The sequence below is a fragment of the Furfurilactobacillus rossiae DSM 15814 genome (genome assembly GCF_000428925.1).
Taxonomy (GTDB): Bacteria; Bacillota; Bacilli; order Lactobacillales; family Lactobacillaceae; genus Furfurilactobacillus; species Furfurilactobacillus rossiae.
Window position 1 is genome coordinate 73,920 of record NZ_KE386820.1, and the last position, 13,349, is coordinate 87,268.

Below are 13,349 nucleotides of genomic sequence, written 5' to 3' on the forward strand. Positions count from 1 at the left end.
TTAAAAAGCGACATCTAGCAAATTTGCTAGGTGTCGCTTTTTTAGTTAGTTCAATTTTCTAAACGATAACTAATAGTTATCCCTCGTAAATGTGCCGGGAACCAGATTACCAGCAGTTCCAATAACCTCACTTAGTAACTCGGATGTTTGCGCCATAATATGGTCGGCAGTTTTTTCGTTAGCCGTCGTTAGCGCGTCTGTCAATGCGGCATCGCTTAATTGAGCATTAGCTGTATCGATTTCGTGCACACGTTGGTGACCGTAACCTAATGTTTTCTCCTGATAACTTTCAACATCACTTATCATGGCCTGAAAGTGATCGGCAGCTAGAACAGCAATTAGTCGATTTGCCCAATAGGCATTTTTACTGTCGACCACGGCGGTCGTATCACGATAGCTTGCTGGCGTATCATTAACATTTGTGAAAAACGGAACCAGTGTGTTAAATGGATTGGCGGATAAAGCTACCCATTGGATTGCGGCGCGCTCAGTAGGCACGTTTGGCCGAATTTGAAGAACACTTAATTCTTGTGTCCGGTTGATCCCAATTGGTCGGTAAGGAGCTGTTTCTTTAGTTGCACCCAGAGCGAACGGATCGTAAGGGGTATCCTGATAATGTGAGCTGAGCACAAACTTGATGTCTTCGATAGTTATTTTATGGTCAGCATGAGTAATAAACGGGAGGTCGTCACTCATTGGTGTTTTGTCCTGCGATGCAGCGCGGTTAAAGTATCGCTGTGCATACCATGCCCGTGGCGTATTGTAGTGATGATCAAGTTGAGAATGTGATCCGAAAATTTCACGGAAGTTGAAATGATCACCCAGGTTAAGGTGGTTTTCCTCAACGAAGGTTTGTAAATCATCCGCAAACATGAAGTTGGTTGAATCTGCAAAGTTAACTTCTTGAATACCTGTTTGGTTAGGGGCAACAACGTAAGCGTCATCTGGGATCCGCTGCGCAACCCAGTGATGACCACCAGCAGTTTCCATATACCAAATTTCGTTTGCGTCAGAGAAAATAATGCCGTTTGATTCGTAAGTGCCGTGCGTTTTCAAAATTTCACCGACACGCTCAACACCTTCACGTGCGCTGTGAATATAAGGGAGGGTGACAGTTAGCAGATCCTCTTCGCCTACACCAGCTTTAGTTAGCGGGTCGGCCCCTAGGATGCGCTCGTTTGTGGTAATGGTTTCAGTAGCGCTCATCGCGACATTGGCACTGTTGATACCAGCTTCACCCCAAATGCCCTGTTTATCCACTGCGTTAGGAATAGCGGTGTAGCGTAACGGGTTGTCAGGTAGCGTGATGCTAAACTGACTCATCTTAGCTTTGTATTCGTGAGGTTGATTTTCAGGTTTGACGACAACGAATTTTTTAGGGTCGGCGGCCGTACCGGTATCTTCGTTACGAGCAATCAATGTTGAGCCATCGTAACTGGCATTCTTACCAACTAGAATAGTAGTACACGTACTTAATTCAGAAAGCGACATAATAAAACCTCCATGGTTAATTATCAGCTTGATTATATTTGGCTGACTTTCTCTTTCACTATAACACTTGCAAATTTAATCCGCGGTGTTGGATCGGATAGTGTCGCCAATGGATTCGCATACTATAGTAGAAACAAGATCATCCACGTATGTTTTTATTGCTAAACAATCGTCGCACCAAGCGTGTTTTCAAAGTGTTTCAAGGCCCAAGAGTGGCCAATGGGATCGAAAGAGGCAACAGCGTCTTTATGAACAGTCAGCTGGTAATCCAAGTTGTAGGCATCGACAGCTGTGTGTAATACACAGATATCCGTACAGACACCGGTAAGGTGAAGATTGGTGATGCGACGGCTGCGTAAAAAGTTATCTAAATTAGTGTTGGCAAACGCACTATAGCGATTCTTGTCGAAATAGTAGACGTGGTCCTCATCCTTATGTGACTGATACCATGATTCCAATTCACCGTACAACTCCCGCCCCCACGTATCCTTTAAGTTATGGGGTGGGAATAGTTTAGTTTCTGGATGGTAAGGGTCTACACCATCATGCAAATCAGTTGGAAGAATGACGTAGTTACCGTTTTGAAAAAATTGTTCAGAGAGCGTTAAAATATTAGATTCAATTTTTTGACCGGGTTTACCAGTAGTGAGGGCGCCTTTAGTAGCGACGAAGTCATTTGTGTAATCAATAATCAGTAATGCCTGTTTACCGAAATCCATTTGTTTCATGGTTTGCCTCCAAATTTAAGTAAGCGCGATTGAGTATATTATAGATAAAAAGATGTAGTTTTGATAAAATTTATGCGCAGATTAAACAGAAAATTTCGTTTTGTAATCAAAACGAAATTAACAAACGTAAATAAAACCTTGCCATTACGGGCTTAGGTTGGTATAGTAGATAGGTGCTTGTGCGAGACAAGGGACAATTTTGCCCTTTAGATCGCGCGGCAACAAGCGAGCATTGATGTGAAAGGTTGCGACACACCCGGCCGCTTTGCCACGGAGGTGTGGCGGTAATTTTCACGGAGCTAGCCTATTTCTAAAAAATAGACGTTAGGAGGGAACAAATATGGCAAGTAAGAAAATTCGGATTCGCTTAAAGGCTTATGAGCACCGTATCCTTGATCAGTCAGCTGACAAGATCGTGGAAACGGCAAAACGGACTGGTGCTGAAATTTCAGGTCCAATTCCGTTACCAACTGAACGGACACTTTTCACGGTGTTACGTTCACCACATAAGTTTAAGAAATCACGTGAACAGTTCGAAATTCGGACTCATAAGCGTTTAATCGACATTGTCAACCCAACTGCTAAAACAGTTGATTCATTGACTAAGCTTGAATTGCCAAGCGGTGTTGATATCGAAATCAAGTTATAATTTGGTTTCCTCGTTCTAAGCCGGTCATTAATTTGACGGTAAAAATACATTATATCGGAGGTGTACTCATGACCACTAAAGGAATCTTAGGGAAAAAGGTCGGGATGACGCAAGTCTTCACTGAAAACGGCGAATTAGTCGCTGTTTCAGTTATCGATGTAACACCTAACGTAGTATTGCAAGTTAAGACCGTTGAAAACGATGGTTACAACGCAATTCAGTTAGGTTTCGATGACAAACGTGAAGTTTTGTCTAACAAGCCCGAGCAAGGTCATGTAGCAGCAGCAAAAACGGCTCCTAAGCGCTTCGTTCGTGAAATTCGGAATGTTGAGCTTGGAGAGACGAAAGTCGGTGACGAGCTTAAAGCAGACGTCTTCGCAGAAGGTGAAGCAGTCGATGTTACCGGAATCACAAAAGGGCATGGGTATCAAGGTAACATTCATAAGGATGGCCAATCACGTGGACCAATGGCCCATGGGTCTCGTTACCACCGTCGCCCAGGTTCAATGGGTGCCATCATTAACCGTGTCTTCAAAGGCAAGCCACTTCCAGGACGTATGGGTAACCATAAGGTAACCATGCAAAACTTGAAGATTGTCCGCGCAGACTTAGACAACAATGTATTGTTGATCAAGGGTAATGTGCCAGGTGCAAACAAGTCATTTGTTACAATTAAAAGTTCTGTTAAGGCAGGTTTAAAGAAGAACAACCGCCACAGCGAAAAATAATATAAGGGAAGGGAGGATTAATAGCTATGACTACCAGCGTTGATTTATTCAAACAAGATGGTAAGAAGTCAGGCACAGTTGATTTAAACGATGCTGTGTTTGGTATCGAACCTAACAATAATGTCATCACCGATGCCGTATTGATGCAACGCGCTTCAATGCGTCAGGGTACTCACGCGGTTAAAAACCGTAGTGCTGTACGCGGTGGTGGTAAGAAACCATGGCGTCAAAAAGGTACTGGTCGTGCTCGTCAAGGGTCGATCCGTTCACCACAATGGCGTGGCGGTGGTGTTGTCTTCGGACCAACTCCACGTTCATACGCTTACAAGTTGCCACAAAAAGCGCGTCAGCTTGCCATGAAGTCTGTCTTATCACAAAAGGTCTTGGACAAAGCCTTGGTTGTCGTTGATGCCTTAGATTTTAAAGCACCAAAGACTGCTGAATTTGCCACTGTTTTAGACAACCTGAAAGTTGCTGAAAAGACCCTTGTTGTGGTTGAAGATGACAACGAAAACGCAGCATTGTCTGCACGTAACTTAGCTAATGTCACTGTTTTGACTGCTAAGGGCGTTAATGTTTTGGATGTTGTTAACAACGACAAGATGGTGATTACGCAATCTGCTCTTTCTCAGGTAGAGGAGGTGCTCGCATAATGGAAGCACGTGATGTGATTTTACGCCCAGTTGTGACTGAGTCTTCAATGGCTGATATCGATGACAAGCGTTATACGTTTGATGTTGATACTCGCGCAACCAAGACGCAAATCAAGAGCGCCATCGAAGAAATCTTCGATGTTAAGGTAATCAAACTTAACGTAATGAACGTTAAGGGACACCTTAAGCGCCAAGGACGTTACAGTGGTTACACTAAGAAGCGTCGTAAGGCAATCGTTACTTTGAGTGCAGACTCAAAGGAAATCAAGTTATTTAACGAAGAATAGTCTTCTTCAATCTATGCGCCGATGATGATACGGCTCCTCACAAGGGACAACCAATCACGGCACGAAAAATTAGGAGGAAAGTATAGTGGGTATTAAGAGTTATAAACCAACCACTAACGGTCGTCGTAACATGACCGGTTCCGACTTTAGTGAAATCACTAAAACGACCCCTGAAAAGTCGTTATTGGAATCACAAAGTCACCGTGCAGGCCGTAACAACCAAGGCCACATGACTGTTCGTCATCGTGGTGGTGGTACAAAGCGTGCTTACCGGATTATCGACTTTAAGCGTATTAAAGACGATTACAAGGCAACTGTTAAAGCTATTGAATACGATCCAAACCGGACCGCTAACATTGCTTTACTAGTTTATGAGGATGGAACAAAGTCATACATCTTAGCACCTAAGGGGCTAGAAGTTGGCACTGTTGTTGAATCAGGCCCTGAAGCAGATATCAAAGTTGGTAATGCATTGCCATTAACTAACATTCCAGTTGGTACTGTTATCCATAACATTGAATTAAAGCCTGGTAAAGGTGGCCAAATTGCTCGTTCAGCTGGTGCATCTGCTCAGTTGTTGGGTAAGGAAGGCAAGTATGCCTTAGTTCGTTTGGCCTCTGGTGAAGTTCGCATGGTTCTTGCTGCTGGTCGTGCTACTGTTGGTGCGGTTGGTAACGAACAACACGAACTGATCAACTTAGGTAAAGCGGGTCGTAAGCGTTATGCTGGTCAACGTCCACATGTTCGTGGGTCAGTTATGAACCCTAACGATCACCCACATGGTGGTGGTGAAGGTAAAGCCCCAGTCGGCCGTCCATCGCCAATGTCACCATGGGGTAAGAAGACTGCTGGTAAGAAGACTCGTAACCACAAGGCTCGTTCTAACAAGCTTATTGTGCGTGACCGTCGGAAGAAGTAATCTTTCTTATTCAATGCATATACGACATTAGTTGTTAAACACACGAACGCGTTAGCTAATAGCTAACAAGAGAGGAGGCCACACGATGGGTCGTAGTCTTAAAAAAGGACCTTTCGCCGATGAACATCTGCTGAAGAAAATCGCTGCACAAGCTGATTCTGAAAAGAAGACAGTGATCAAAACTTGGTCACGCCGTTCAACGATTTTCCCTAGCTTCATCGGGTACACTATCGCTGTTTATGACGGACGGAAGCATGTCCCAGTGTTCATCTCTGATGACATGGTTGGTCACAAGCTTGGCGAATTTGTTCCAACGCGGACTTTCCGCGGACACGCTGGTGCCGACAAGGTTACTAGTAAATAATTAGGAGGACTGAACAATGGCTGAACAAGTTACATCTGCAAAAGCAACTGCAAAGACTGTTCGTGTCGCTGCTCGTAAGGTTCGCCTAGTTGTTGACCTTATTCGCGGCAAGAGCGTTAACGAAGCATTTGCCATTTTAAAATTCACGCCTCGCGGTGCTGCCGAAGACGTAGAAAAAGTATTGAAGTCTGCTGTTGCTAATGCTGAAAACAACTTCGACTTAGATCGAGCTGACTTAGTTGTATCTGAAGCATTTGCTAATGAAGGACCAACCCTTAAGCGGTTCCGTCCTCGGGCTAAGGGTTCCGCATCACCAATTAACAAGCGGACTAGTCATATCACAGTAGTCGTATCTGAAAAGTAGGAGGGAACAAGCGTGGGTCAAAAAGTAAATCCAAACGGATTTCGTGTCGGAGTTATCCGCGATTGGGAAGCCAAGTGGTATGCTGATAAAGATTACGCAACTTGGTTAATCGAAGACGTTAAAATCCGTAAGTTTATCGATCAAAGACTTGCCGACGCATCTGTTTCAACCGTTGAAATCGAACGGGCTGCTGGCCGAGTGGTATTATCCATTCACACTGCTAAGCCTGGGATGGTTATCGGTAAAGGTGGGTCAGAAGTTGAAAAGCTCCGTAAGGAACTTAACAGCTTAACTGGCAAGCAAGTACACATCAACATCATTGAAATCAAGAAGCCTGACTTGGATGCTCATTTAGTTGGGGATTCAATTGCCAAGCAATTAGAGCAACGTGTTGCTTTCCGTCGCGCTATGCGTGGTGCTATCCAACGTACTATGCGTTCTGGTGCACACGGAATCAAAGCAATGGTTTCAGGCCGTTTAAACGGTGCTGACATTGCCCGTAAAGAACGTTACTCAGAAGGAACTGTTCCGTTGCATACATTGCGTGCGGACATTGACTATTCTTGGGACGAAGCACGGACTACTTACGGTATGCTAGGTGTTAAAACCTGGATCTACCGTGGTGAAGTTCTTCCTGCCAAGAAGTCAGCAAATACTCAACGAGGAGGGAAATAATCATGCTGGTACCTAAACGTGTAAAGCACCGTCGGGAATTCCGCGGTCACATGCGTGGTGAAGCCAAGGGCGGCAAGACAGTTGCATTTGGCGACTACGGTTTGCAAGCTATTACTTCATCATGGGTTTCTAACCGCCAGATTGAAGCGGCTCGTGTTGCCATGAACCGTTACATGAAGCGTGGTGGTAAAGTTTGGATCAAGATTTTCCCTCATAAGTCCTACACTTCTAAAGGTGTTGGTGTTCGTATGGGTAACGGGAAAGGGGCACCTGAAGGTTGGGTATCTCCTGTAAAGCGTGGCAAGGTTATGTTTGAAGTAGGTGGCGTTTCTTCTGAAGTTGCGCACGAAGCTTTACGTTTAGCTAGCCACAAACTGCCCGTTAAGACGAAAATCGTCTCACGAGAAGAAGCAGAAGCAGAAGTAGGTGGCGAATAATTATGAAAATGACTGATATTAGTAAATTAACCACTGCTGAAATGATTGATAAAGAAAAGGGCTACAAGGACGAATTGTTCAACTTACGTTTCCAATTGGCTACTGGTCAATTAGAAAACACTGCTCGTTTAAAGCAGGTTCGTAAGAACATCGCCCGGTTGAAGACGGCTCTCCGTCAACAAGAATTAAGCCAAAGCAAATAATTAGAATACGAAAGGAGAACTTAACCTATGACTGAACGTAACGCACGTAAGGTTTACCAAGGCCACGTGGTTTCTGACAAGAACGACAAGACGATTATCGTCGCAATCGATACTTACAAGACCCACCCAGTTTATGGTAAGCGGGTTAAATACACCAAGAAGTTCGTTGCGCAAGATGACAACAACGAAGCCAAGACTGGCGATATCGTACGGATTATGGAAACTCGGCCTTTGTCAAAGACCAAGCACTTCCGCCTATTGAATGTCGTTGAAAAGGCTGTCATCCTGTAACACCATTTCTACGTATTCTAATTAGCTGCGGAAGGAGGATAAAACCGTGATTCAACAAGAAAGTCGTTTAAAGGTCGCTGATAACTCTGGTGCCCGTGAAATCTTGACAATCAAGATCTTGGGTGGTTCCACTCGTAAGTCAGCCAACATCGGTGACATTATTGTTGCTACTGTTAAACAAGCAACACCAGGTGGCGTTGTAAAAAAGGGTGACGTTGTTAAAGCTGTTATCGTTCGGACTGTATCCGGTATGCACCGTACTGATGGCTCATACATTAAGTTTGACGACAACGCAGCTGTTATTATCTCAGATGACAAGAGCCCTCGTGGTACTCGTATCTTTGGACCAGTTGCGCGTGAACTTCGTGAAGGTAACTTCATGCGGATCGTTTCGTTAGCACCTGAAGTTCTGTAATCAAAGTAATCAAGCTGGATGCATAAGTTGAACGGGAGGTGCACAGCAGAATGTTCTTAAAAACTGGAGATCAAGTTCGCGTAATCGCCGGTAAGGATAAGGGTAAGGAAGGTGCCGTAAAGGCAACCTTAGCCAAGTCAGACCGCGTCGTCGTGGAAGGCATCAACATGGTGAAGAAACACCAGAAGCCAAACAACGAATACCCACAAGGTGGAATCGTTGATGTTGAAGCGCCAATCCACGTATCTAACGTAATGTTAATTGACCCATCAACTAAGAAGCCAACGCGTGTTGGTTTTAAAGTTGAAGATGGTAAAAAGGTTCGCGTTGCCAAGAAGACTGGCAATACAATCGCTTAATTTTAGGGAAAGGAGGAATATCTTAGAATGACTAACCGTTTGAAAGAACGATACGAAAAGGAAATCAAACCTTCCTTAATCGAAAAATTCAACTACAGTTCAAGCATGCAAGCCCCACACATCGACAAGATTGTGCTGAACATGGGGGTTGGTGATGCAACCACTAACTCAAAGAACTTGGACGAAGCCGTTAATGAAATGACCCTTATTGCTGGGCAAAAGCCAGTTATTACAAAGGCCAAGAAGTCAATTGCCGGTTTCCGTCTTCGTGAAGGAATGTCCATTGGTGCTAAGGTAACTTTGCGCGGTGAACGGATGTATGACTTTTTAGACAAGTTGATCAATGTGTCATTGCCACGTGTTCGTGACTTCCATGGTGTTTCTAACCGTTCATTTGATGGACGTGGGAACTACACTTTGGGTGTTCGTGAACAACTGATCTTCCCTGAAATCAATTACGACAACGTTAACCGGGTTCGTGGTATGGATATTGTTATCGTAACCACTGCTAACACTGATGAGGAATCCCACGAGTTGCTTGCCCAACTTGGGATGCCATTTACTAAATAATAGGAGGTTCCACAAACATGGCAAAGAAATCAATGGTTGTAAAAAGCCAACGCCCAGCTAAGTTTTCAACGCAAGCTTACACACGTTGTGAACGTTGTGGACGTCCGCACTCAGTTTATCGTAAGTTCCATCTATGCCGCCTTTGCATGCGTGAATTAGCCCACAAGGGTCAAATTCCTGGCATGAAGAAAGCTAGTTGGTAGACTTCGGTCTTTACTGAGTAAATTCGATTTGGATTCCTTTCAAGTCGTTTTATTGATTTTATCGATACTAAAAGGAGGCAAATATCGATGTCTATGACTGACCCGATTGCAGACTTTTTAACTCGGATTCGTAACGCCAACATGGTTCGTCACGATTCAGTTGAAGTTCCTGCATCAAAGATTAAACATGACATTGCGGAAATCTTGAAAAATGAAGGTTTCATTCGCGATGTTGAATACATTGACGACGACAAGCAAGGTATTATCCGTGTATTTCTTAAGTACGGCAAGGATGGCGAACGTGTCATCTCTGGCTTAAAGCGGATTTCCAAGCCTGGTTTACGTTCATACGTAAAGGCCGATTCAGTTCCTAAGGTTTTGAACGGTTTAGGGATTGCAATCATCTCTACGTCTGAAGGTGTGATCACCGATAAAGAAGCACGTCAAAAAGACGTGGGCGGCGAAGTGCTCGCTTACGTTTGGTAATCATTTAGAATCGATCGGAGGTGTAAAACGTGAGTCGTATTGGTTATAAAGTTGTAACTTTACCCGCTGGGGTAGAAGTTAAACAAAACGGTAACGATGTGACTGTTAAAGGACCTAAAGGTGAGTTAACCCGGACGTTCTCTGACATGATCACAATGAAAGTAGACGGTACTGAAGTTTCGTTTGATCGTCCTGACGACAACAACAAAACAAAGGCCGTTCACGGAACTACTCGTGCCAACTTCGCCAACATGGTTGAAGGTGTTACAGATGGTTTCAAGAAGACATTGAAGTTAGTCGGTGTTGGGTACCGTGCACAATTGCAAGGCACTAAGCTGATCATGAGTGTTGGTTACTCAAACCCTGTTGAATTCGATGGCCGTAAAGGTGTTACGGTTGAAGTTCCTGACAACACTACTGTTGTTTTATCAGGTATTTCTAAGCAACAAGTCGGTGACTTTGCTGCTGAAATCCGTGGTATCCGTCCACCAGAGCCTTATAAAGGTAAAGGTATTCGTTACGAAGGCGAATATGTTCGTCGTAAGGAAGGTAAAACTGGTAAGTAGACTTTTGTCTACTTCTTTGTTTGCCACTATCGTGTCGCAGTGCACGCATTCACTGCGAATAAAATATGAGGTGAATTGTTGTGATTTCTAAACCAGATAAGAATAAAACACGTCAACGCCGCCATGCGCGCGTTCGTGGCAAGATTTCTGGTACTGCGCAGCGCCCACGCTTGAACGTTTATCGTTCTAATTCAAACATCTACGCGCAAGTAATTGATGACGTAGCGGGTGTGACGCTGGCAAGTGCCTCAACACTAGATAAAGATGTTAAGGGAACTAGCAAAACAGAAAAAGCTGCTTCTGTTGGTGAACTAGTTGCTAAACGCGCTAACGAAAAGAAGATTACTGATGTTGTCTTCGATCGTGGCGGTTACTTATATCATGGTCGGGTAGAAGCTTTGGCTGAAGCCGCTCGTGAAAACGGACTTAAATTCTAGAGAAGGAGGAATAACCAAATGGCTTTTATCGACCCAAGTAAGTTAGATTTAGAAGATAACGTCGTTTCCATCAACCGGATTACGAAAGTTGTTAAGGGTGGTCGTCGTCTTCGTTTTGCTGCCTTAGTCGTTGTTGGTGACCACAATGGTCATGTTGGCTTTGGTACTGGTAAGGCTCAAGAAGTTCCAGAAGCTATTCGTAAGGCTGTCGAAGCTGCTCACAAGAACTTAATTAAAGTTCCTGTTGTTGGTTCAACATTGCCTCACGAAGTGCTGGGTATTTACTCAGGATCAAAGGTTATGCTTAAGCCAGCCGTTGAAGGTTCTGGTGTTGCTGCTGGTGGTGCTGTTCGTGCCGTCATGGAACTTGCCGGTGTTGCCGACGTTACAAGTAAGTCTCTTGGTGAAAGCACACCGATTAACGTTGTGCGTGCCACCTTTGAAGGACTTAAGGAATTAAAGCGTGCAGAAGACGTTGCTGCCTTGCGTGGTGTGTCTGTAGAACACTTAGCTGAATAGGAGGACGAAACTCATGGCTAATCAAGTAAAAGTTACTTTAGTGAAAAGTGCCGTTCACCAGAAGCCCAAGGTTCGTAATGTTGCGTATGGTTTAGGACTAGGTCGTGTTAACAGCACGGTCGTACGTCCTAACAACGAAGCAACACGCGGTGCCATCGCTAAGATCGCGCACTTAGTCACAGTTGAAGAAGTTAAGTAATCACATTTCTAGTGTAAGGAGGTGCCAACCTAATGAAGTTGAACGAATTACAACCAAGCGAAGGTTCTCGTAAAGCACGTATGCGCCGCGGTCGCGGTACATCAGCCGGGAACGGTAAAACTTCCGGTCGTGGTCAAAAGGGTCAAAAGGCTCGTAGTAAGACACGTGTCGGTTTTGAAGGGGGTCAAATGCCTCTGTACCGTCGCATTCCAAAACGCGGTTTCACTAACATTAACCGTAAGGAATACGCCATCGTTAACTTGGCTTCCTTAAACAGTTTTGATGAAGGTGCTGATGTTACACCAACTACCTTAGTTGAAGCAGGTTTAGTGAAGAACGAAAAGAGTGGTGTTAAGGTTCTTGGTAACGGTGAAGTTACTAAGAAGTTGACTGTCCACGCTAACAAATTCTCAAACGCAGCTGTAGCTGCAATTGAAGCAGCCGGCGGTAAGACTGAGGTGATCTAGTTGATCTCGACGATTTCGAATGCTTTTAAGAGTCGTGAAATCCGAAATAAGATCTTCTTTACCTTGTTTGTCTTAATTGTCTATCGGTTAGGCTGTTATATTACCGTTCCCGGAGTTAATGCGCATGCTTTACAAGCAGTGGCAAGCTCCGGGCTTGTTAATGTAATGAACATCTTTTCCGGTGGTGGTTTGACGAACTATTCCTTGTTTGCAATGGGGGTTTCCCCGTTTGTTACTGCTCAAATTGTTGTTCAATTACTCCAGATGGATATTGTGCCGCGGTTTGTTGAATGGAGTAAACAAGGTGATGTAGGTCGGCGTAAGTTGAACCAGGCGACACGCTATCTAACGATTGTGTTAGCCTTTGTTCAATCAATCGGTATCACAGCTGGTTTTAACGTCTTAGCTTCCATGCATTTGATTAAGACACCAAATGCACAGACTTTTATCATGATTGGAATTTTGCTCACGGCTGGAACAATGTTTGCTACTTGGCTGGGGGATATGATTACTCAGCGAGGTTTAGGAAATGGTGTTTCGATGATCATTTTTGCCGGAATCATTGCGCGCACACCAGTTGGTGTTCGTCAATTATGGCAAGAAAACGTCACTGATGCCTCCAAGGGCCAAATGTGGCAGGGTATTCTGTTCATCGTTGCTGTTCTCGTTCTAGTTATCGTAATTATCGTTGCTGTAACGTGGGTGCAACAAGCTGAACGGCGGATTCCAATTCAATATACGCGTCGCGCAACTACGTCTGGATCAGGTAGTTATCTGCCTTTGAAAGTTAACGTTGCCGGTGTTATTCCGGTTATCTTCGCTAGTTCTTTGATTTCGACGCCTCAGTCAATTCTGTTGGCGTTCCAAAAGAGTCATGGTGCGGATAACTGGTACCAAGTGATGTCTCGTATCTTCAATATGCAAACGACTGAAGGTGCCATTCTTTACACTGTATTAATTGTCTTGTTTACTTTCTTCTATGCTTTTGTTCAGGTTAATCCTGAGAAATTGTCCGAGAACTTACAAAAGCAGGGCAGTTATATTCCAAGTGTTTGGCCTGGTAAAGACACACAAAGCTATGTTTCTCATTTGCTCATGCGTTTAAGTACTGTCGGTTCACTGTTCCTTGGATTAGTTGCCTTAGTACCGCTGTTGGCCAGTGATATTTGGGGCCTAGACGAATCCATTGGTCTTGGTGGCACGTCATTATTAATCGTTGTTGGGGTTGCCATTGACATTATTCGTCAATTGGACGGCTTAATGATGAAACGACAATACGTTGGTTTCATCCAAGATGATGCGCTTGAAGCACATGAAGCAGAAAAACAGGAGGATTAAT

Annotated in this window: 24 protein-coding genes; 22 read left to right on the forward strand and 2 right to left on the reverse strand. The window is 44.3% G+C overall.

Going from position 1 to position 13,349, the window contains the following annotated elements; translation table 11 throughout:
• Positions 1 to 69: 69 nt before the first annotated feature.
• On the reverse strand, positions 70 to 1,491 hold the full coding sequence (locus G400_RS0113415; RefSeq protein WP_017262647.1) for a C69 family dipeptidase: 1,422 nt from the start codon (positions 1,489 to 1,491) through the stop codon (positions 70 to 72).
• A 161-nt stretch (positions 1,492 to 1,652) separates the two neighbouring features.
• The gene (locus G400_RS0113420) at positions 1,653 to 2,219 is read right to left on the reverse strand and encodes a cysteine hydrolase family protein (protein ID WP_017262648.1); all 567 of its coding nucleotides are present in this window, start codon (positions 2,217 to 2,219) and stop codon (positions 1,653 to 1,655) included.
• Positions 2,220 to 2,559: 340 nt separating this feature from the next.
• Between G400_RS0113420 and rpsJ the strand changes: the two genes are divergently transcribed.
• From rpsJ to secY, 22 genes are all read left to right on the forward strand, one after another.
• The gene (gene rpsJ / locus G400_RS0113425) at positions 2,560 to 2,868 is read left to right on the forward strand and encodes a 30S ribosomal protein S10 (RefSeq protein WP_017262649.1); all 309 of its coding nucleotides are present in this window, start codon (positions 2,560 to 2,562) and stop codon (positions 2,866 to 2,868) included.
• Positions 2,869 to 2,936: 68 nt separating this feature from the next.
• A complete protein-coding gene (rplC, locus tag G400_RS0113430) occupies positions 2,937 to 3,596 on the forward strand; it encodes a 50S ribosomal protein L3 (protein WP_017262650.1) in 660 nt (219 codons plus the stop codon).
• Positions 3,597 to 3,622: 26 nt separating this feature from the next.
• A complete protein-coding gene (gene rplD, locus G400_RS0113435) occupies positions 3,623 to 4,249 on the forward strand; it encodes a 50S ribosomal protein L4 (protein WP_017262651.1) in 627 nt (208 codons plus the stop codon).
• The gene (gene rplW / locus G400_RS0113440) at positions 4,249 to 4,536 is read left to right on the forward strand and encodes a 50S ribosomal protein L23 (protein ID WP_017262652.1); all 288 of its coding nucleotides are present in this window, start codon (positions 4,249 to 4,251) and stop codon (positions 4,534 to 4,536) included. Before rplD ends, rplW begins: the two co-directional genes overlap by 1 nt.
• 85 nt (positions 4,537 to 4,621) lie before the next feature.
• On the forward strand, positions 4,622 to 5,455 hold the full coding sequence (gene rplB / locus G400_RS0113445) for a 50S ribosomal protein L2 (protein ID WP_017262653.1): 834 nt from the start codon (positions 4,622 to 4,624) through the stop codon (positions 5,453 to 5,455).
• 85 nt (positions 5,456 to 5,540) lie between these two features.
• Positions 5,541 to 5,819 carry a 30S ribosomal protein S19 gene (gene rpsS, locus G400_RS0113450; RefSeq protein WP_017262654.1) on the forward strand — a complete coding sequence of 93 codons (279 nt, stop codon included), beginning with the start codon at positions 5,541 to 5,543 and terminating at the stop codon, positions 5,817 to 5,819.
• Positions 5,820 to 5,835: 16 nt separating this feature from the next.
• Positions 5,836 to 6,183, forward strand: coding sequence for a 50S ribosomal protein L22 (gene rplV / locus G400_RS0113455; protein ID WP_017262655.1), 348 nt, complete (start codon positions 5,836 to 5,838; stop codon positions 6,181 to 6,183).
• Between the two features lie 12 nt (positions 6,184 to 6,195).
• The gene (gene rpsC, locus G400_RS0113460; RefSeq protein ID WP_017262656.1) at positions 6,196 to 6,858 is read left to right on the forward strand and encodes a 30S ribosomal protein S3; all 663 of its coding nucleotides are present in this window, start codon (positions 6,196 to 6,198) and stop codon (positions 6,856 to 6,858) included.
• Between the two features lie 2 nt (positions 6,859 to 6,860).
• The gene (gene rplP / locus G400_RS0113465) at positions 6,861 to 7,295 is read left to right on the forward strand and encodes a 50S ribosomal protein L16 (RefSeq protein ID WP_017262657.1); all 435 of its coding nucleotides are present in this window, start codon (positions 6,861 to 6,863) and stop codon (positions 7,293 to 7,295) included.
• 2 nt (positions 7,296 to 7,297) lie between these two features.
• A complete protein-coding gene (gene rpmC, locus G400_RS0113470) occupies positions 7,298 to 7,498 on the forward strand; it encodes a 50S ribosomal protein L29 (protein ID WP_017262658.1) in 201 nt (66 codons plus the stop codon).
• A gap of 27 nt (positions 7,499 to 7,525) precedes the next feature.
• Positions 7,526 to 7,789: a 30S ribosomal protein S17 gene (gene rpsQ / locus G400_RS0113475; protein WP_017262659.1), complete on the forward strand. Its 264-nt coding sequence runs from the start codon at positions 7,526 to 7,528 to the stop codon at positions 7,787 to 7,789.
• A 46-nt stretch (positions 7,790 to 7,835) separates the two neighbouring features.
• Entirely contained in the window at positions 7,836 to 8,204 is a 369-nt protein-coding gene (gene rplN, locus G400_RS0113480) for a 50S ribosomal protein L14 (RefSeq protein ID WP_017262660.1), read from the forward strand.
• Between the two features lie 50 nt (positions 8,205 to 8,254).
• A complete protein-coding gene (gene rplX, locus G400_RS0113485; protein ID WP_017262661.1) occupies positions 8,255 to 8,563 on the forward strand; it encodes a 50S ribosomal protein L24 in 309 nt (102 codons plus the stop codon).
• A gap of 27 nt (positions 8,564 to 8,590) precedes the next feature.
• The gene (gene rplE, locus G400_RS0113490) at positions 8,591 to 9,133 is read left to right on the forward strand and encodes a 50S ribosomal protein L5 (protein WP_017262662.1); all 543 of its coding nucleotides are present in this window, start codon (positions 8,591 to 8,593) and stop codon (positions 9,131 to 9,133) included.
• Between the two features lie 17 nt (positions 9,134 to 9,150).
• Positions 9,151 to 9,336, forward strand: coding sequence for a type Z 30S ribosomal protein S14 (locus G400_RS0113495; RefSeq protein WP_017262663.1), 186 nt, complete (start codon positions 9,151 to 9,153; stop codon positions 9,334 to 9,336).
• Positions 9,337 to 9,423: 87 nt separating this feature from the next.
• The gene (rpsH, locus tag G400_RS0113500; RefSeq protein WP_017262664.1) at positions 9,424 to 9,822 is read left to right on the forward strand and encodes a 30S ribosomal protein S8; all 399 of its coding nucleotides are present in this window, start codon (positions 9,424 to 9,426) and stop codon (positions 9,820 to 9,822) included.
• A 29-nt stretch (positions 9,823 to 9,851) separates the two neighbouring features.
• Positions 9,852 to 10,388 carry a 50S ribosomal protein L6 gene (gene rplF, locus G400_RS0113505; RefSeq protein ID WP_017262665.1) on the forward strand — a complete coding sequence of 179 codons (537 nt, stop codon included), beginning with the start codon at positions 9,852 to 9,854 and terminating at the stop codon, positions 10,386 to 10,388.
• A gap of 80 nt (positions 10,389 to 10,468) precedes the next feature.
• Positions 10,469 to 10,825, forward strand: coding sequence for a 50S ribosomal protein L18 (rplR, locus tag G400_RS0113510; protein ID WP_017262666.1), 357 nt, complete (start codon positions 10,469 to 10,471; stop codon positions 10,823 to 10,825).
• A gap of 18 nt (positions 10,826 to 10,843) precedes the next feature.
• The gene (rpsE, locus tag G400_RS0113515; protein ID WP_017262667.1) at positions 10,844 to 11,344 is read left to right on the forward strand and encodes a 30S ribosomal protein S5; all 501 of its coding nucleotides are present in this window, start codon (positions 10,844 to 10,846) and stop codon (positions 11,342 to 11,344) included.
• A gap of 13 nt (positions 11,345 to 11,357) precedes the next feature.
• A complete protein-coding gene (rpmD, locus tag G400_RS0113520; RefSeq protein WP_017262668.1) occupies positions 11,358 to 11,543 on the forward strand; it encodes a 50S ribosomal protein L30 in 186 nt (61 codons plus the stop codon).
• A 32-nt stretch (positions 11,544 to 11,575) separates the two neighbouring features.
• Complete coding sequence (gene rplO, locus G400_RS0113525) at positions 11,576 to 12,010, forward strand: 50S ribosomal protein L15 (RefSeq protein WP_017262669.1); 435 nt, start codon at positions 11,576 to 11,578, stop codon at positions 12,008 to 12,010.
• Positions 12,011 to 13,348, forward strand: coding sequence for a preprotein translocase subunit SecY (gene secY, locus G400_RS0113530; RefSeq protein ID WP_017262670.1), 1,338 nt, complete (start codon positions 12,011 to 12,013; stop codon positions 13,346 to 13,348).
• The last annotated feature ends 1 nt before the right edge of the window (position 13,349 follow it).